The sequence below is a fragment of the Exiguobacterium sp. s5 genome (assembly GCF_018618075.1).
Classification (GTDB): domain Bacteria; phylum Bacillota; class Bacilli; order Exiguobacteriales; family Exiguobacteriaceae; genus Exiguobacterium; species Exiguobacterium mexicanum_A.
This window is the reverse complement of sequence record NZ_JACSLK010000002.1, coordinates 447,637-464,287: the sequence shown is the minus strand read 5'-3', so window position 1 is coordinate 464,287 and position 16,651 is coordinate 447,637. Positions and strand designations below refer to the sequence as shown.

At 45.9% G+C, this 16,651-nt stretch carries 19 protein-coding genes; 12 read left to right on the top strand and 7 right to left on the bottom strand.

Annotation, left to right across the window (positions count from 1 at the left end; genetic code table 11):
• Positions 1-22 precede the first annotated feature (22 nt).
• The gene (locus KNP60_RS15490) at positions 23-631 is read right to left on the bottom strand and encodes a hypothetical protein (RefSeq protein WP_251131347.1); all 609 of its coding nucleotides are present in this window, start codon (positions 629-631) and stop codon (positions 23-25) included.
• 70 nt (positions 632-701) lie between these two features.
• A complete protein-coding gene (locus KNP60_RS06455; RefSeq protein ID WP_214797136.1) occupies positions 702-1,316 on the bottom strand; it encodes an ABC transporter ATP-binding protein in 615 nt (204 codons plus the stop codon).
• Between the two features lie 206 nt (positions 1,317-1,522).
• Between KNP60_RS06455 and KNP60_RS06450 the strand changes: the two genes are divergently transcribed.
• The 8 genes from KNP60_RS06450 to KNP60_RS06415 all read left to right on the top strand — a co-directional run bounded on the left by KNP60_RS06450 (position 1,523) and on the right by KNP60_RS06415 (position 10,820).
• Entirely contained in the window at positions 1,523-1,726 is a 204-nt protein-coding gene (locus KNP60_RS06450) for a hypothetical protein (protein WP_021066795.1), read from the top strand.
• A 9-nt stretch (positions 1,727-1,735) separates the two neighbouring features.
• Positions 1,736-2,056 carry a nucleoside triphosphate pyrophosphohydrolase gene (locus KNP60_RS06445; RefSeq protein WP_214797135.1) on the top strand — a complete coding sequence of 107 codons (321 nt, stop codon included), beginning with the start codon at positions 1,736-1,738 and terminating at the stop codon, positions 2,054-2,056.
• A gap of 535 nt (positions 2,057-2,591) precedes the next feature.
• Entirely contained in the window at positions 2,592-4,529 is a 1,938-nt protein-coding gene (locus tag KNP60_RS06440; RefSeq protein ID WP_214797134.1) for an ATP-dependent nuclease, read from the top strand.
• Between the two features lie 109 nt (positions 4,530-4,638).
• Positions 4,639-5,937 carry a hypothetical protein gene (locus tag KNP60_RS06435; RefSeq protein WP_214797133.1) on the top strand — a complete coding sequence of 433 codons (1,299 nt, stop codon included), beginning with the start codon at positions 4,639-4,641 and terminating at the stop codon, positions 5,935-5,937.
• A gap of 259 nt (positions 5,938-6,196) precedes the next feature.
• Positions 6,197-6,526 carry a nucleoside triphosphate pyrophosphohydrolase gene (locus KNP60_RS06430; RefSeq protein ID WP_214797132.1) on the top strand — a complete coding sequence of 110 codons (330 nt, stop codon included), beginning with the start codon at positions 6,197-6,199 and terminating at the stop codon, positions 6,524-6,526.
• Positions 6,519-8,876 carry a DEAD/DEAH box helicase family protein gene (locus KNP60_RS06425; RefSeq protein WP_214797131.1) on the top strand — a complete coding sequence of 786 codons (2,358 nt, stop codon included), beginning with the start codon at positions 6,519-6,521 and terminating at the stop codon, positions 8,874-8,876. The genes KNP60_RS06430 and KNP60_RS06425 overlap by 8 nt, the downstream gene beginning before the upstream one ends.
• Positions 8,877-8,896: 20 nt before the next feature.
• A complete protein-coding gene (locus KNP60_RS06420) occupies positions 8,897-9,154 on the top strand; it encodes a hypothetical protein (RefSeq protein ID WP_214797130.1) in 258 nt (85 codons plus the stop codon).
• Positions 9,155-9,281: 127 nt separating this feature from the next.
• Positions 9,282-10,820, top strand: coding sequence for a hypothetical protein (locus KNP60_RS06415; protein WP_214797129.1), 1,539 nt, complete (start codon positions 9,282-9,284; stop codon positions 10,818-10,820).
• A gap of 109 nt (positions 10,821-10,929) precedes the next feature.
• Here KNP60_RS06415 and KNP60_RS06410 read toward each other — a convergent pair whose 3' ends face one another.
• From KNP60_RS06410 to KNP60_RS06390, 5 genes are all read right to left on the bottom strand, one after another.
• Entirely contained in the window at positions 10,930-11,286 is a 357-nt protein-coding gene (locus tag KNP60_RS06410; protein ID WP_214763764.1) for a DUF1304 domain-containing protein, read from the bottom strand.
• A gap of 1 nt (position 11,287) precedes the next feature.
• Positions 11,288-11,581 (bottom strand): putative quinol monooxygenase, encoded by a 294-nt coding sequence (locus KNP60_RS06405; protein ID WP_214752481.1) that lies wholly within the window; start codon positions 11,579-11,581, stop codon positions 11,288-11,290.
• Between the two features lie 15 nt (positions 11,582-11,596).
• Positions 11,597-12,235: a nitroreductase family protein gene (locus KNP60_RS06400; protein ID WP_058763170.1), complete on the bottom strand. Its 639-nt coding sequence runs from the start codon at positions 12,233-12,235 to the stop codon at positions 11,597-11,599.
• 23 nt (positions 12,236-12,258) lie between these two features.
• Positions 12,259-12,669, bottom strand: coding sequence for a MarR family winged helix-turn-helix transcriptional regulator (locus KNP60_RS06395; RefSeq protein WP_034776750.1), 411 nt, complete (start codon positions 12,667-12,669; stop codon positions 12,259-12,261).
• A gap of 121 nt (positions 12,670-12,790) precedes the next feature.
• A complete protein-coding gene (locus KNP60_RS06390; RefSeq protein ID WP_214797128.1) occupies positions 12,791-13,543 on the bottom strand; it encodes a hypothetical protein in 753 nt (250 codons plus the stop codon).
• Positions 13,544-13,722: 179 nt separating this feature from the next.
• Here KNP60_RS06390 and KNP60_RS06385 point away from each other — a divergent pair, with 179 nt between their 5' ends.
• The 4 genes from KNP60_RS06385 to KNP60_RS06370 are packed head-to-tail and all read left to right on the top strand — an operon-like array spanning position 13,723 to position 16,578.
• Positions 13,723-14,124, top strand: a complete 402-nt coding sequence (locus KNP60_RS06385; protein ID WP_034776753.1) for a GntR family transcriptional regulator — start codon at positions 13,723-13,725, stop codon at positions 14,122-14,124.
• On the top strand, positions 14,099-14,980 hold the full coding sequence (locus KNP60_RS06380) for an ABC transporter ATP-binding protein (protein WP_214752485.1): 882 nt from the start codon (positions 14,099-14,101) through the stop codon (positions 14,978-14,980). The genes KNP60_RS06385 and KNP60_RS06380 overlap by 26 nt, the downstream gene beginning before the upstream one ends.
• The gene (locus tag KNP60_RS06375; protein ID WP_214797127.1) at positions 14,970-16,097 is read left to right on the top strand and encodes an ABC transporter permease subunit; all 1,128 of its coding nucleotides are present in this window, start codon (positions 14,970-14,972) and stop codon (positions 16,095-16,097) included. The genes KNP60_RS06380 and KNP60_RS06375 overlap by 11 nt, the downstream gene beginning before the upstream one ends.
• Positions 16,098-16,110: 13 nt before the next feature.
• Entirely contained in the window at positions 16,111-16,578 is a 468-nt protein-coding gene (locus tag KNP60_RS06370) for a DUF4825 domain-containing protein (RefSeq protein ID WP_214797126.1), read from the top strand.
• Positions 16,579-16,651: the final 73 nt, after the last annotated feature.

Sequence of the window (16,651 nt, the reverse complement as noted above, 5' to 3'; positions counted from 1 at the left end):
TCTGTCGCTTGTACGGCATCGTCTAACCCGACGAGTTTCGCTTCGGCGACCGGGTCGATCCCGGCGAGCATGACGTCGCTTCCGTAATCGAGTGGGAATTCTTCATACAGGGCGGTCGGACCGATGCCGATGTGGTCGAATCGCCGTTCGGCATCCAGCCGACCCAAAAGTAGGCTTTCAGATCTTGGAAGTCATTGATTTTTTCGATGCCCGTATCGATGAGCGTATTCATCTTGAGGCGATAAAGACCCGCTTGATCAAACGTATGCGTTTGCGTGAACGAGCTTGAATAGGTCGACCCAATCATGGCGATTGGTGCGGCGACATCGATGTCGGCAATCTGTTGAATCGTCTCGTATTGCTCGCGCGTGATGCCGCCCTCGAGTCCGCTCATATAGTTCGGTTCGAGCAGGTTCAAATCTTCCGTCACACTGCGGCTGCCTTCCGGACGGACGACGATATGATACGACGAGTCCCACCGTTTCTGAAGCTCGTTGACGACCGTGCCGTTGTTCGCCTGGGTCACGCCGAGCAAATAGCTGAGCCCGGTACTGACGATGAGCATCCCGACCATGAGCAGGATGAACCGTTCCTTATTCCGCCACCATGAGTTCCAGATGAACTTAAGCATGATGGACGTCGCTCATGGCGACGACCTGCCCGTCGCGCATCTCGATTTTTCGGTTCGCCCGGTCGGCGAGCTATGGGTCGTGCGTGACGAACAAGACGCCACAGCCGTTGTCCCGGTTCAGACGCGTCAACAAGTCGAAGATGATATCGCCCGTATGCGTGTCGAGGTTCCCGGTCGGCTCATCCGCGAGTAGCCACTTCGGACGGTGGATGAGGGCGCGGGCGACAGCGACGCGTTGTTGCTGGCCGCCGGACAGTTGCGATGGCAGCGAGTTCGCCTTGTCGCTCAAGCCGACTTCTTTCAACAGTTCGAGCGCCCGTTGTTCGCCGTCGTAGTCGACTTTTCGCCCGAACAGCGGTGCCATGACGTTCTCGAGCGCGGTCAACGTCGGGATCAGGTGGAACTGTTGAAAGATGAAACCGATGTTGTCGAAGCGGAAGTCGGCGAGCTGTTTTGTGGACAAGGTCGAAATCGATTCGCCGTTGAATAAGAGCGTGCCATCGGTCGGACGGTCGAGCGTGCCGATCAAGCTGAGTAGCGTCGACTTGCCCGAACCGGATGGACCGATAATCGAGATGAAGTCGCCGTGGGCGAAGTGGAGGTTCACATCGTCGAGCGCGAGCGTCGCGATGTCGCCGTTATCAAAGCGTTTCGTCAGGTGTTTGCATTCAAAATCATAGGCCATTGGAAGCTTCCTCTCTTGGTAGGATGAAATAGTCGGTGTTAAATATGTAAGAACACGTAATTTTCTGACTATTTATCATAGTGTAAAGGAAAAACTTTCCTGTTGAAAGCCGAGTAAATTTTCGTCTTGGTTTCGAGAGGAGTATGGGACGGAATGGGGAAAAAGAGTTATGAGCGTGTTGAATCGAGTGAAAGGGAGTGGAAACAATGAAACAGTTTGAAATTGAGTTCCATATGATCAATGATGAGGTGTTGACGCAAGTGGTGGAAGCGGAGAGTCGCTATGCGGCGCTCGAATCGATTTATCAGTCGTTTCGTCACGCGACGGACGGGTTCGTCCAGTTCGAGGACGAGTGGATTATCTTCCTCGACCATGTCGTGTACGTGAAGGCGTTTGAGATTGTGGAGTAGGAGGCCGCTATGGTGAAGCATAACAAGTTGGTACGAGACCGGGTGCCTGAATTGATTCAAGCAGAAGGAAAGCAGGTCATCGTCAAGCACTTGAATCAGGCTGAACATTTTGAACAAGCACGACTGAAACTGTATGAAGAATTGAAGGAATATGAAGAGGCGAACATCGATGAGGAGTGTCTCGAAGAGTTGGCTGATATCCTTGAACTCGCGTATGAGCTAGGGAAGATGCATGGGGCTTCGTTTGAAGAGATGAATGCGATTCGTGTTGAGAAGCGGGAGCGGAAAGGCGGGTTTGAGAAGGGATTGTTTTTGGAGGAAGTATTCTGACAGCACCTAAACTAAATATAAGCAAGATAAATTATAAAATTGAGTGCAACGCCTGAACTTGAACGTAGCAAGTCTAATAGCTATTACCTCACAAAGAATGAAGTAACCAATATACACATTTTGACGGATAAGTAGAAAGGAACTTCATGAATTACTCTATTTCGAAGCTCCTGATAACAGAGATTTTTTATAGAACTCAGGATGTTCATCTGTTAAAACGTGAGAAGACCCTCGACCATCTATTTTCATCACTCGCAATCTCAACTGCTACACCGTATGTGTACAAAGGTGCAATGCGAAAATAAAAATGAACTGCGGTACAAAACTATGTTTATGACAATCAGCGATGAGCTACGTGCGAACTGGTTCCAAGAACAAATTCTAGGTCTCTTTGTCTGATCGGAGCAAGCAATTCGACTATCATTAGCACGTAGCTCATTTTTTAAAATACTAGTATGAGCTATTTTTATTTCGTCACTAAACTATTGGGATTAAATGTTATAATTTGATATATCAATACAAAGGAGTGGAGATTTTGAGGTTATATAATCTAAAGATTAAAAACTATAAGTCCATCAACGAACTAAGCGTTAACTTGGGAACACTAACTGCAATTGTAGGAAAGAACAATTTTGGGAAATCTACTACTTTAGACGCTTTACAATGCTTTTATGGTTTGAGAGAAATTTCCCAAGCTGATTTTCATTTAGGAACAAAAAAAGATATTGAAATTCAAGTTACTTTTAAGGATGTAGAAGAATCGGATTTAGAGAGATACATAGGCTATAAGGCAATGCATGCAAAAGTTACAACGAAAATAAAAGGAAAGCCAGATGACGAGGAGTTTTTAAACAAACAGTTTGAAAAACTAAAAGAAGAAAAAGAAAAGAAGATAAATGAAGCGATAGAAAAATACCATATTAATCTTGAAAATGAATGTACTTTTAAGATTATTTTTTCATATTCATTAGACGGTAAAGCAACTTATAAAATTGAAGGTAAATTAATACCTAAAAATGAAATTTTTAAATTTGTTCCACCTGTAAAAGTTATATCCGCCATACGAACTCCAGATAAAGAAACGACTGCCGGAACCAAGTCAAATTTAAAAGAATTAATAGCATTACTTCAAAGTGAAAATGATGAAAATGATTACATAGATTTACCAGAGATTGAAGGGAAATTAACATATGAAGAGATAAAATCTCTGATCTCACAAAAAGAAGAGGACAAGTGCGTTCACTTATCTAAAGATTTAACGAAGCATTTCCAAAATGCTATTAATACTGATTCGTTATCAGTTAAAGTGAAAATCGATGAGTCTTTTAAATTTGATTTTAAATATAAGACGGTCTTAGAAGACAGCGAGGTAGGAAGAGAAGTAGACATTCTTTCTTGTGGGACTGGTCTTCAAAGTATGATGATTTTATCTATTTTGCAAACCTACATAAAGCTTAAAAAAGATGATAATTTCATCTTATTAATAGAGGAACCGGAAGTATATTTACATCCATCGTTACAAAGGAAAATGATTAACACCTTACTAAAAATCAGTGAGAAGAATCAAACAATACTTACTACCCATTCACCTATCATCATAAGCAAAATCGATAAGGGGAATATACATTGTGTAAACAAAGTTAAGGGTGTTACTCATTTAGTAGATCCAACAGTCAACAATATTGTAGACGAGTTAGGTATTCAAATATCTGATATTTTAAACAAACAAGCCGTTGTTTTTGTAGAGGGGAAGGACGATTATCTTCTATTTACAAACTTAATAGATAAAATTGCTATTGAAAAAGGGTTGGGGTTAGATTTTACAGAAAAAAATATTGATATTATACAGACGGATGGCTTTGATAAAATGAGTTTCTATGCCAATGCTCAAATTTTACATAAAGATTTTGTGAAGGCACCTTATTGGATTATTGCTGATTCCGATGGTGAAGTAGTTGAAGATAGAACAGAAAGTTTCATTAAACGCGGGGCTATAAATGGAATAAAACTAGAAAACGAACAATTGAGAATATTATCCGAATATGCTATCGAATCGTATTTTTTAGACTCTCAATTATTAAGTGAATTTCTACAATTGTCAGAAGTGGATTTACAGTATATGTGCACACTATACTTTGAAAGTTACGAGCATGCTTTAAACAAAGTAAGGGATAGCAGTCATAGCATGAATAAAGAAACATTTAGAAAAAATTATAAACCAAAAATAATGTTTTCAAATTTAGACAAACCTTACCCTGCGATACAGCATATTTTGCGAACATATTATGTTGAAGATGAATTATTTATGGCAACGAGAGAAAGAGTGGTAGAGAAGTGGAATGAAATCGATAATCCAATAGAAAAGTTTGTTAACAAGTTCGATTGTTCTCAATTGAGGGGGTCAAAAATGAAAGAAGTTATAAATCATTTAGAAGAGGTAGTAGATAAAATTAGTGGTTCACATATAGTATAAGCTTACATATTTTTGTATAAATAATTTCAATATTATTTATACGGTTATCGACTATGAAGATCTTTGAGAGAATATTATGATTTGAAGTTAATTCCTTTGAGGTGAACCTATGAGCAATGAAATTTCTTTAAAATCATTCCATCAGTTACTTAATAATGACAAAATATCTTTTCTATGTGGTAATGGTTTAAGTTTAAATTTTGATGGAGACTTTTTGAATATCTATGATAACTTATACAGTTCTCATAAAAAGATTATAAGAGGCGCCTCATATAAAATCAAATCCAATTCAAGCTTTAAACGGAAATGTAATGAAAATTATAGAAGTGTTATTCAATATATAAGAGCGTTTGACGAAAAGAAATTAATGGAAATATTTGAAGATGCTTTGAAATTTGCTGAATTAATTGTAAAAGATGATGAATTGATAAGTGATTTAAAAGAACAGAAAAAAACTTATGAACTTGTTTTCGGTGTCACTCATATTGACATTGTAAAGATGATTTGCAAAGCAGGTAAAAGCGGTGGAATACAATCTGTAAATATTGAAAACTGGACAATTCTAATATATTTGTATTTTGCAATTAAAGAGAGTAAATATCATGGACTTAAATATCTATTTGATAACTCATTTATCAAAATTATTGAGATGGGAAATATCAGTAGAGTTAGGTTGATATATGACACTAAATCATCCTATGAATTGTACGAGAAAGTCATTTTAAACGGATTTACGACATATTATAGATTCCTCTTTTCGACAGCTATCCTGTCAAATGGAAAAGCGATTAACTTTGAAATGTTAGAAAACGTTCCTAATCTTGATATTCAGAAGATTAGACTATTTTTAAATCAATTTGATTTATTCCTAACATTGAACTACGACAACATTCCTGAGAGTTTGTATGATAAAGACGTGCATCATTTGCATGGAAAGTTTGTTATAAATTCTGAAGAGTACGTATACGGTCAAAGTTTGGGATTAAGCACTTCGAATGGTTATGTCAGTTTTTCAGATATTTTAATAGGTGACTACTTTATTTTCAAGACTTTGTTACCTACCATAAATAAGTTAGCGAATAGTAACAAACATAATAAAAAAGTAGTGACGTTTTCTAACAAAATTGAAAGTTTGATGAATGATTACGAAATTCAAACTGTTGTTATTTTTGGAATGAATATTGAAAATGATCATCACGTATTGAGAAATATCATGCTGTCTTTTTATAATAATGAAGTGGCATCACCGCATATCGTATATTGTTATTTTTCTAATGAGGAAAAGATACAATTTGCAAATGCGTTTCAAGAAGTGATTACATTCAGAGAAGACGTCAGTGAATATTCGAGAGCGATAAAAGTTAGCTATTTGAAAACAAAAGAATTACTTAAAGAATATTTCTACTGATTTTTTAGAAATAATTTTTAAACGATTTGCACCCAGATTCATCACTTAAAAGGTGCTTGTCCAACTTGAACTGATATGCTTGTGAAATTGTTATGGTGATTTGATATTTTTCTTGTTATTAAAACATTAGCGGTATTGTGTATTTTAGTGAGACTAACTATGGGCGTCGACATTAGTTTCTGGGGGATTATCAATAAATCTATTGTATATTCATTTCAATAAACCCTTTCAAAACAGCAGAACGTAAGGAGGATATTTGATGACAAAATACAACAAACTAATCCGCGACCGAATCCCTGAAATCATTCACGAAGCAGGGCAGATTCCTGTCGTCAAACATCTCAGCCAAGCTGAACATTTCGAACAGGCTCGCTTAAAACTCTATGAAGAAATCAAAGAGTACGAAGAGACGAACATCGATGAAGAATCGCTCGAAGAACTTGCTGATATTCTGGAACTCGTCTATACGCTCGGAAAAATGCACGGCGCGAGCTTCGAAGAATTGAATCGTATCCGTGAGGAGAAACGGGAGAAGCGGGGCGGGTTTGAAAAAGGTCTCTTCTTGGAAGAGGTTCTTGATCATGAGTGAGTTACGTCTGCATACGAGTTATTTACGAATTCCATTACAACATCAAATCGACGCGGCGACTGAAATCTATATGGTCGTCGCGTTTGCGCAAGTATCTGGTGTTCAAGAACTCACCGCTTCACTTAAGCAAGCAGTTAATCGCGGTGCCCAAGTCCGCATTCTGATTGGGGACTACCTCTATTTGACGAACCCAGACGCGCTTGAGATGTTGATGAACATTTCAGGCGTGGAGCTACGACTCTATCGATCGAAAGGCCAGTCATTCCACCCAAAAGCGTATTTGTTCCGAAGCCAAGATGGCGGGACGTTCTTTGTCGGTTCGTCCAATCTGTCGCACAGCGCCTTAAATCGAGGCGTCGAATGGAACGTTGAGATTCCGGCTAGTATCTCGGAGGACGTGTTTGAACATTCAGTTGATGCGTTCCATGAGCTGTTCTATAGTGACTATGCGCAAATCATGAACGCCGTCTCGTTACAACCTTATCGCGAAGAGTATATCGCCCGAAAAGATCGGATGAAGGAAAATGAGCAAGTTGCAGAATCAACACCGGTCTATATTGAGGACGATACAATCACTCCGAACACCGTGCAAGACGCTGCTCTGAAGGCGTTACGCGAGACGATGGGCGAAGGTAGACGCAAAGCGATGCTCGTGCTCGCTACAGGACTCGGAAAGACGTATTTGAGCGCTTTCTTCGCCCACCAATTCAAACGAGTACTCTTCATTGCGCATCAGAAAGAGATTCTGCTTCAAGCTGAGGCCTCGTATATGAAAGTTGCGAGCGAATGGAAGACGGGATTATTGCTGGGCGGTGACTCGAGAGATGAGCAATCGGCAGATGTCTTATTTGCATCGATCCAAACGTTGGCATCGAAACATCGGCTGCAACAGTTCGCACCAGATGAGTTCGATTTGATTGTCGTCGACGAGTTCCATCATTCGGCGGCACCATCCTACCGGCGTGTCCTTGATTACTTCGAGCCGAAATTCTTGCTCGGATTGACGGCGACACCTGATCGGTTGGACGGGGGCGACGTTTATGCTTTATGCGACGACAACGTCGCATATCAGATGCACTTCACCGAAGCGATTGAGGAGTCGTATTTGACACCATTCCATTACGTTGGGATTTATGATGAGATCGATTATTCACAGATTCGATTGATTAATGGTCGTCGCTATGATCAAGACGAACTGTTGGCGGAACAATTGAAGGAAAGCGTCGCTAAAAAAATCTTTGATGCCTGGCGTATGCATCACCAAACGCGAGCACTCGGCTTCTGTTCATCGGTCACTCAGGCGGAATATTTGGCCGACTATTTCCGCCTGCAAGGTGTTCAAGCTGTCGCGTTACATAGCCAGGCCGAATATGACCGCGCCGATGTGATGCGTCAATTGAAGCAAGGGCATCTCGATATCATCTTCGCAGTCAACTTATTCAATGAAGGTGTCGATATCCCGGAGATTGACACGCTATTGTTCTGCCGCCCGACGGAATCGTTGACGGTCTTCACACAACAGATCGGTCGTGGGTTACGTCTATTGAGCGGTAAGACGCACTGCACCATCATCGATTTGATTGGCAACTATAAAAACATCGATAAGAAGTTGGCGTTGTTGACGATGAAGAGGCAACCGATTGTAAAAGAACTCCCGACAAATGCGACCTTACCTAATGGGTGTACCATCGAATTCGATTTACATGCCATCGATTTGTTGAAGCGGATGGTGACAAGGTCTTCGACGCGCCGACAGCAGTTGAAGCGTAACTACTTCATGGTGAAAGAAGAACTTGGAAGACGTCCGAGTTACCTAGAGTTGATCCAGCGAGGTGAATACTCGATAGATGCCTATCGTTCTGAATGGAAGAAAGACGGAGGATATTACGGATTCCTAAATCGGGTGGGGGAGCTAGATGATGAAGAGAGTCACCTGTTTGAAGAGGCGAAGTCGCTGTTGCTTGAAGTAGAATACACAGACATGACGAAGAGCTATAAGATGATTGTGTTATCCATCATGTTAAGTCGTGGGGTCGCGGGATGGCTTCAGCCACTCGCAGCGAGCGAGGCGGCTCGTCCATTCTATGAGTTCATCAATGAATTCCCATATCGTCAGCAGATTGACGGACAGACGAAAGACTTCCAATCCCCGTTCCATCAACAAAAGATTGAAAAGTTACTGTTGCGGATGCCATTTGATAAAATAGCTAAAGGACCGTTCTTCGTATCAGAGGAGTCATTACACATCGAGCATAATGAAGCGTATGCTCATCCTTTGGTTTACGAATGGGTCAGTCAAATCGTTGAAGTGCGACTACATCACTACTTTAGTCGAAAAGCTTCAGAATGATTGGGAAAGGAGTCTTTAACTTGAAACGCGCACTACTTCGCAAAATCCAATTCGCCCTCCAGCATCATGGCGGGACGGCTTCATTGAAAGAAATCAACGAATATATCGAGCGGTCATACTATCAACTCGAGCTCGATCGGTATAAAGACTGGAAGGCTCACGTCAATAAACAGATTCGGGCCCATTCGAGTGATTCGGCCAGCTTCGCGGGGAAAGAAGACTTATTCTATTCCACGGGAAATAAAGGTGTTTGGGGCCTTCGCCAACCGAATAATTAACCGAAAGCGGAACCATTTCAGTTGGTTCCGCTTTCAATGTTTACAAAACATCACACCCCCTTGTCACAGAATGTTCAATCCTGTAAACTTCGAAACAGTGTGAAAAAAATGTATAAGGGGTTTATCCATGGAAATCGTTCAGCAATTATCGCAAGTACAATTACTCAACCAATTCTGGTTGCTCATGGCCTTCGTCATCCCGATGGTCATTTTATCGCGGATGGTCGTGGCCGGTTCACGGTTCTCACCAATCCTCGTCATCGTCATCTTCGGTCTCGGACTTGGTTTCGCCATGGTCGAGATGGGCATCGCGACACCGGGGCTCCCTGAGTTCCCGCTCGTCGACTTCCTATCACGGACGACGATCATCGCGCTCGTCGTATCGTTCTTCGTCGGTGGACAAGAACTTCGCAAGATCTTAAGCAAACAAGAGCTCGACATGAAAGACATCGTCATGCCATCGAAAGAAGAGATGTTCCTCGGAACAGGACGGACACAGTTCATCTTCATCCTCCGTTCGTTCTTCTTGCTCGTCGGTCTCGAAGGATTCTTCCGCATGATGATTCAACCGGGCGCGGCAGAGGGCATCATGCTCTACTACCCAATTCTCGCGTTGATCGGTCTCGCGGCATCGTTCCTCTTAATCGACCACAAGGCTCAAATCGACGATAAGAAGGTATACATGCGTAAAGGCGTCATCGAGACAGTCTTGATGCTCGTCATCTTGTTCGTGTCGTACGGCATCGCCGTGGCGGTTCAACCGATTATCGCGCTGCCGCAAATCTTCTTCGCCATGTTGCTTTCGTCAGCACTCGGTGCCATCTTCCACAACTGGACGTATGGACCGACCGTCCGTGCGCTTCTGTTCGCCGGAATCCCGGTCGTCTTGGCCGCCAACTTCATGGTCGGTGGCTCGCGAATCGGTGATGCGTTCGCCATCGAAGGCATGAACTCGATTCTCGTGTACGGTTTCTTCGGTCAGTTGTTCTGGATGTTCGGTGGGATTGCGCTCCTCATGTGGTTCGCCCGCACAGGACACATCCGCAACCTCGCACCGGGTATGGCCGGCTCGCTCTCGCACAGTGGTCTCACAGGCGCATGTACGGCCGGTGACTTCGGTCAAGTGGCCGCGAAACGTGCCCCAATCATGATCAACATCCCGTTCTTCGGTCACATCTTCGTGTTCTCGATTTTGGCAGTCAGTGCCGACAACGGGGCGCTCTGGATTTGGCCGACGGCGATCATCGTCTTGGTCGGTCTCACGTTGACTGCGCTCTCGCTTAAAAACTTGCGCGGTGCCAACGGAGAAGACTTCAAAGAAGTGAAGGCGCTCATGCAGTTCTCGTTCGGTTGGCAGATGATGGCGGTCTTCGGTGGACTCGTCCTTCTCACGTTCAGCACGATCGCGTTCGACTACACGACGATGGCTCAATCGTCAGCCATCTCGCACTTCGGTCTCTTCGCAGCCGTGCAGGGCGGCATGTTCGGGACGGAAGCGTCGCTTCTCATCCCGCTCATCTTCTCGATGCCATTCCTCGTCCACCCAATCGTGTTCTACATGTTCGGGAAGGCGCTCGATAATAACGGTGAAATGCCACGCGTACCAGTTTACGCCATGGCGCTCATCGGTGTCGTCGGAGTCTCGTTCGCGATTCTCGGCGTATAACAAACAGCCGCTTCTACAAATGCGTAGAAGCGGTTTTTTGTATGCCGAAACATCGGACCGATGAATCGATGGGACAAAAAAACGGTCGACACGAGGTCGACCGCTTAACTCACAACAACATGGACAACAGCGTCAAAATCGCCAATCCGCCTTGCGTGAGGATAATCTTTTTGTTGCTCGTGATACTGCCGTACAACGCGACGAGCACGATATAGATGAGAAGCATCGTGACGATCTCGATCGACTGGCTGACGAACAGACCGTACAGCAAGCCGACGCCGATCAACCCGTTATAGACGCCTTGGTTCTTGAACAGCACCGACACAGAATCTCGCGCGAGCTCTTGTTCCGTCATGTTGAAGACACGGGCCGTCGTTCTCGAACGCGTGGCAAACGTCTCTAAATACATAATGTAGAAGAACTCGATGGCGACGAGTGTTCCGAGGACGAGGGTGAGCCCGGACACGTTAGTTGGCCGTCGCGACTTCCGTCACATGGAGCACTGGTTTCGCCGTCACGTAGTTGCCTACGTTTTGGGCGAACGCGATGAGGTCCGGGTTTTGGTTGTGTTGTTCGACGGCCGCTTGGTCGGCCCAGTTCTCGATCATGACGAAGCGGTTCTCCGAAGTCGTCGATTGGAACAGTTCATAGCTCAAGCAACCGGCTTCTTGTTTCGACGAATCGATAAGCTTGTTGATGTCTGCCAAAAAGTTTTCAAATTCCGTTTCTTTCACGTCGAAAATAGCATTGATTAAGATCATGTGGGTGTCCTCCGATTATTTGAATGATGTGATTTTTTCAGCGTCGAGACGTACCGATTGGTAGCCTTCTTCTGCAGCTTTACCGACCGAGAGGATCATGACCGGCACGTAACGGTCTTTGTCGAGCCCGAACGCTTCCGCGAGTTGGTCTTTCTCGAAACCGCCGATTGGGTTCGTGTCGTAACCGTGAGCACGGGCGACGAGCATGAATTGCATCGCTGCGAGACTCGAGTCGATTTTGACGATGTCGTTCATCTCTTGTGTCGACAAGTTCTTGTAGTACGGGAGGATGGCGCCGAGCTGTTGGTCGCGTACTTCTTGCGGCATTTTGCCTTCCGCGACAGCTTGGTCGTAAATCTCTTCACCGAGCTCGTAGCATTCCATGTCGCCGAAGATGAGGACCATCGCAGCCGACGTGTCGTTTTGACGGACGTTGAAGCGGATGAGCGGCTTTAGCGTTTCTTTCGCCTCTGGGCTCTCGACGACGACGAAGCGCCACGGTTGCATGTTGACTGAAGAAGGGGCCGTTGTCGCTTCCTCGATCATTTGAAGCATTTCAAGTTGTGAGATTTTGACGTTCTCGTCGTAGACGCGGATCGATTTGCGACCGAGCATCACGTCAGTGAATGTGTTGTTTTCGAATGTAGTTGCCATGGATATTACCTCTTTCTCTCTTGTTATAGTTGGTTAAGCTTTTGCAGCAGACTCGACAGCTGATTGATTTCTGACTCGGACAGCACTTTCGTGATCAGATGCTTGCCGCGGTCGTGGTCTTGTTCACAGCTCGTCAAGTCATGTTTGGCTTCGTCGGTTAAATGGACGAACACTTCACGATGGTTCGCGGTGTTCCGTTCCCGGCGGACGTAGCCTTTTTCTTCAAGGATCTTCAAATGGCGGGTGATGGCCGCATTGTCGATTTTCATCGCCTGCTGAATCTCGCTTTGCGAACAGACGCCCTTGTCATGCACGATCATGAGCATCTCGTAGCGGGTCAGGCTGAAGCCCGTCTCTTTCTCGAACGAGGTCGCGACGCGTTGGTCCGCCAGTTTGATTTGGTAGAGCAGTCGGCTGATATCTCGTAATTCCATCTGTGGTGTCTCACCCCTCTCATTTGATAAGTCAATTGTTGACTCGTCAAATGTAAAACATTCACGCCGTGCTGTAAAGGAGAATGCTCACAAAAAAACCATCCGCTCGTGCGAATGGTAATCAGTCTTCATATTTTGTACCGTCGAAGTGGTAGTCATGGATGAACGTCGTCTCGTCGAAGCCATACAGTCGATCATGGCGATTCAAGTCGTCAATCGTCTGAATTTCATGCATCGCCGGTTCGCCCGGTAAGGAATCGCGTGCGATGTTCAAATACCGCTCGGTGAAGTCGTCATCCGCATAAGGTGCCCCGTCGAATGAGAAATGAATCGAGTAGACGTCGTCCTCCAAAGCTCGTATCACGCCGAGCATCCGTTGTTTCTGCGCATCGGTATTGGACCACTCCTCGTGGAACATGATCGACACATCCAAGAACTCTTTTGACTCGACGTCGAAGACGGACGTCGGGGTAGGGCGTATAGTCGTCGCAACGCCTTCATCCACACCGGTCGGTACACTCGCGCGGACCGTTTCCGCCTCCGTCAACAAGTCGAGTTGCTCGAGCCGCTCCTTGAACGTGTCTTCGGCCTCCTGTTGCCAGACATGTTCGAGCACGTTGTCATGGATCGTTTGATCAGTCTGATACGTCTCAGCCCAATAGTCACCTTCGAGTATCGGATCGGTCAGGGTGAATTCGGCCGCATAGCCGCCCATCTTCCAGTCGCGCTTGAGCGTGACCTCGACGTCCTCTCCATATGTATCCTCAATATAGGACGCGTATCGTTCTTCCTCATCTTGTTTTGCATAAGTCGACCATGTCGTGCCAAGCGCGGTCACGGCGACAGCGGTTGCGACTAACCATCGTTTTCTCATTTTTGATTCACCTCTCTACCAATGTACCTGAAATGGAAGTGTACTACCTCGGTCCAAAGTCGTATTCAATTTATTCCCAATTGCCTGTAAACTGAAAGTGCCCTTTAAGAACTATTGTATTTACGTGTACTAATACATATAATACACTTATACCACGTACACAAGAGAGGGTGTGACCCATGTTATATAAAATTGATATGAAAAGCGCGGAACCTTTGTATGAACAAATCGTCAATCAGACGAAGGCACTCGTCATCCGCGGAATTTTACGGCCGGGCGACAAAGTCATGTCGGTGCGCGAACTTGCGACCGACCTCGTCATCAATCCGAACACGGTCAGTAAGGCGTATCAGGAACTCGAGCGGCTCGGATTGCTCGAGATGCACCGCGGGCGGGGGACGTTCGTCTCCGAGGACTGGATCGACCAGGACTCACCGCGCGCCCCAATCCTAGAGGCGATCAAGAAGCTCGCCATCGATTGCCATTACGCGAACATCGCGCTCACTGAAGCGCTGACGCTATTTGAGACAGAGTATAAGAAAGTAGGGGAGAACCATGCTGACAGTCCAGCAACTGAGTAAAAAAATCGATCGACAGCAAGTCCTTGATGATATCGATTTCACCGTCGGCGCAGGGGAAATCATCGCCCTCGTCGGACGGAACGGGGCCGGCAAGACGACGCTCCTCCGGACGATGGTCGGCATCATCCGACCGGACACGGGCGACGTCCGCTACGGTCCATCGAGCATCTTTGAAAAAGCAGAGTTAAAGCGTGACGTCATCTTCGTCCCAGATTCGGCCGACGCGCTCAAGCATTACACAGTCAACGAGGCGGCAGCGCTCTACGAATCGATTTATCCGACGTTCAACCGTTCAACCTTTAGAGAGACGCTCACACGATATAACATCGACAACAAGAAGATTCGCCAGCTCTCGAAAGGGCAGAAGGCGATGGTGACGCTCTCGCTCGCGTTCGCCGTCCAAGCGAAATATTATCTGCTCGATGAACCGACGGACGGACTCGACGTCGTCGCCAAGTCGGACGTCTTGAAGCTGATGATCGCCCAAGTCGAGGCACGTAACTGTTCCATCATCGTCTCGAGTCACCAGTTACATGAGCTCGAACGAATCGCCGACCGCATCATCATGATCGAAAAAGGGCGCGTCAAAGCGATCATGTCGCTCGAGGAGGCGCGGGAGACGAGCGTCAAACTGCAAGTCGTCTTCAACGATCAAGTGCCAGTCGAACTGCTCGAACGGAAAGATATCGAAATCATCAACGTCACAGGCCGGGTCGCCTTGTTCATGGCGAAAGAACGGACGAAAGAACTCGATACGTTCGTCGATGCGCACGACCCGATGCTCGTCGAAGAAATCCCAATGTCGCTCGAAGACATCTTCCGGGTCCAATTAGGAGGTGAGGCAAGTGTCTTTTAAAGTGTTGTTAAAGAAAGACTGGAAACAAGTGTCGTTGTTATGGATGTTGCTCGTCTTCCTTGGGATCGTCGCCTATACGCTTCCAGTATGGACGCAGATGCAATCATTCGATGAACAAGTTCGAGAAATTCAAGCGAATCCCGATGAGTTTGCCGAATGGTATGGCGACAATGTAACGAATCCGTCGGTTGAAGAGTTGTTTAGCCCGCAGTACAGCTACTTTATTGGTGACTTACAGACACTGATCCCGTACGGTGGCGTCATCTTCCTCTATATCATCTTCGGCTTCTTGATGGCATCCGTCTTGATTGGAAGTGAACGCAATAGCCAAATGTCTGACTTTGCGATGTCCCTCCCGTTCAACCGCAACCAGCTATACATATCGAAGTGGTTGATTGGGACGAGCGGGATCATTGTCTCGTCTCTCATTGGCGGACCGCTCATGCTTTGGGTGATCCATTCATCACGCTATTCATTTTTGATGGACGGACACACGTTACAAGTCGCGGGGCTTGTTGGGTTTATGTTGTTGACCGGGATTGCCGTTTTCTCGTTGGCGTTATGGATGGGTTCATTCGGCGGGGAGGCTGTCTCGCAAGTGCTCTGGTCGGTCGTCGCCTTATTGTTCCCTGTCGGCATCATCCTGTTGATTCAAGGGTCGATTTACGCGGTCGCTCAAAATACGTCGGGCGTCTACGGTCTGTTCGAACGGGCTATGGAAAGTGTGTTCTTGCGAGTGATTTCACCGCTTGCGAACGTATTTAATGTCGATACGTTCAACATGTTCACGGACAATACGGTGTGGGAAGACTTTATGACGGTGGCGATGCTTAGCGCCATCAGCTTTATCATCCTCTCGTTCGTTCTCGGCTTATGGATGTTCAACCGGGCCCCACAAGAGAACAACGGCCGCTTCTTCATGTTCACGAACTGGCTTTGGCTTGTCCACGTGATCATGGTCGTCTGTTTCGCCATGCTCGGCGGGATCATTCTGGCCAACCTCTCGTACCCGACGAACAGCATCCTTTACGTTGTCGGCTTTTTCATCGGCGGTTTCCTCGCTCATTTACTTGCGAAACGCCTGCTCTATCGCTTGAACTTGAAACTAAAATCTTGATAGGAGGATTTTCATGAAACGGCTCAGTCTGCTCGTCGTCTTGCTCATCGTGCTCGCTGGATGCGGGGACACCGAACGATCGAACGCTTTCCAATACAAAGGGTCTTACGTCGGGGACAACAACGCCGTCGCCGGCATCGCCCAGACGTTGCCGATGCACGACTGCTACAAGTCGATCGAGCTGCAGACGAAAAAACGTCCTTACGGGCTGACGATTCGTTACAGTGATCCTGAGATTGAACGGATCGAGCAGGAGCGACTCGCGATTCGGAACGCGGCGACGTACTTCACACTCGTGCAAAACACGGAGATTGTCCGCTTCGCTTTCCCGAACCGAACATATTCGTTCTCACGCCCGGAGATGGAGGCGTGGCTCGACGTCGACTTCTCGACGATCAAGTGGGAAAAAGAATTAAAGGATCACTTGGACGAGAAAATCAGCAACCAAGAGCAGACCGAAGCCTATTTCAAGAGAATCTGAACGTGTGCGGAAACTTTCATCCGCGCACGTTTTTTCGATATTTTCTGAAAATTATCGGGTAAAGGGTAGATGA

Coding starts and splice junctions, on each gene's coding strand:
- KNP60_RS15490 (WP_251131347.1), bottom strand. CDS start 631: ATGCTTAAGTTCATCTGGAACTCATGGTGGCGGAATAAGGAACGGTTC.
- KNP60_RS06455 (WP_214797136.1), bottom strand. CDS start 1,316: ATGGCCTATGATTTTGAATGCAAACACCTGACGAAACGCTTTGATAAC.
- KNP60_RS06450 (WP_021066795.1), top strand. CDS start 1,523: ATGAAACAGTTTGAAATTGAGTTCCATATGATCAATGATGAGGTGTTG.
- KNP60_RS06445 (WP_214797135.1), top strand. CDS start 1,736: ATGGTGAAGCATAACAAGTTGGTACGAGACCGGGTGCCTGAATTGATT.
- KNP60_RS06435 (WP_214797133.1), top strand. CDS start 4,639: ATGAGCAATGAAATTTCTTTAAAATCATTCCATCAGTTACTTAATAAT.
- KNP60_RS06430 (WP_214797132.1), top strand. CDS start 6,197: ATGACAAAATACAACAAACTAATCCGCGACCGAATCCCTGAAATCATT.
- KNP60_RS06425 (WP_214797131.1), top strand. CDS start 6,519: ATGAGTGAGTTACGTCTGCATACGAGTTATTTACGAATTCCATTACAA.
- KNP60_RS06415 (WP_214797129.1), top strand. CDS start 9,282: ATGGAAATCGTTCAGCAATTATCGCAAGTACAATTACTCAACCAATTC.
- KNP60_RS06405 (WP_214752481.1), bottom strand. CDS start 11,581: ATGATCTTAATCAATGCTATTTTCGACGTGAAAGAAACGGAATTTGAA.
- KNP60_RS06400 (WP_058763170.1), bottom strand. CDS start 12,235: ATGGCAACTACATTCGAAAACAACACATTCACTGACGTGATGCTCGGT.
- KNP60_RS06395 (WP_034776750.1), bottom strand. CDS start 12,669: ATGGAATTACGAGATATCAGCCGACTGCTCTACCAAATCAAACTGGCG.
- KNP60_RS06390 (WP_214797128.1), bottom strand. CDS start 13,543: ATGAGAAAACGATGGTTAGTCGCAACCGCTGTCGCCGTGACCGCGCTT.
- KNP60_RS06385 (WP_034776753.1), top strand. CDS start 13,723: ATGTTATATAAAATTGATATGAAAAGCGCGGAACCTTTGTATGAACAA.
- KNP60_RS06380 (WP_214752485.1), top strand. CDS start 14,099: ATGCTGACAGTCCAGCAACTGAGTAAAAAAATCGATCGACAGCAAGTC.
- KNP60_RS06370 (WP_214797126.1), top strand. CDS start 16,111: ATGAAACGGCTCAGTCTGCTCGTCGTCTTGCTCATCGTGCTCGCTGGA.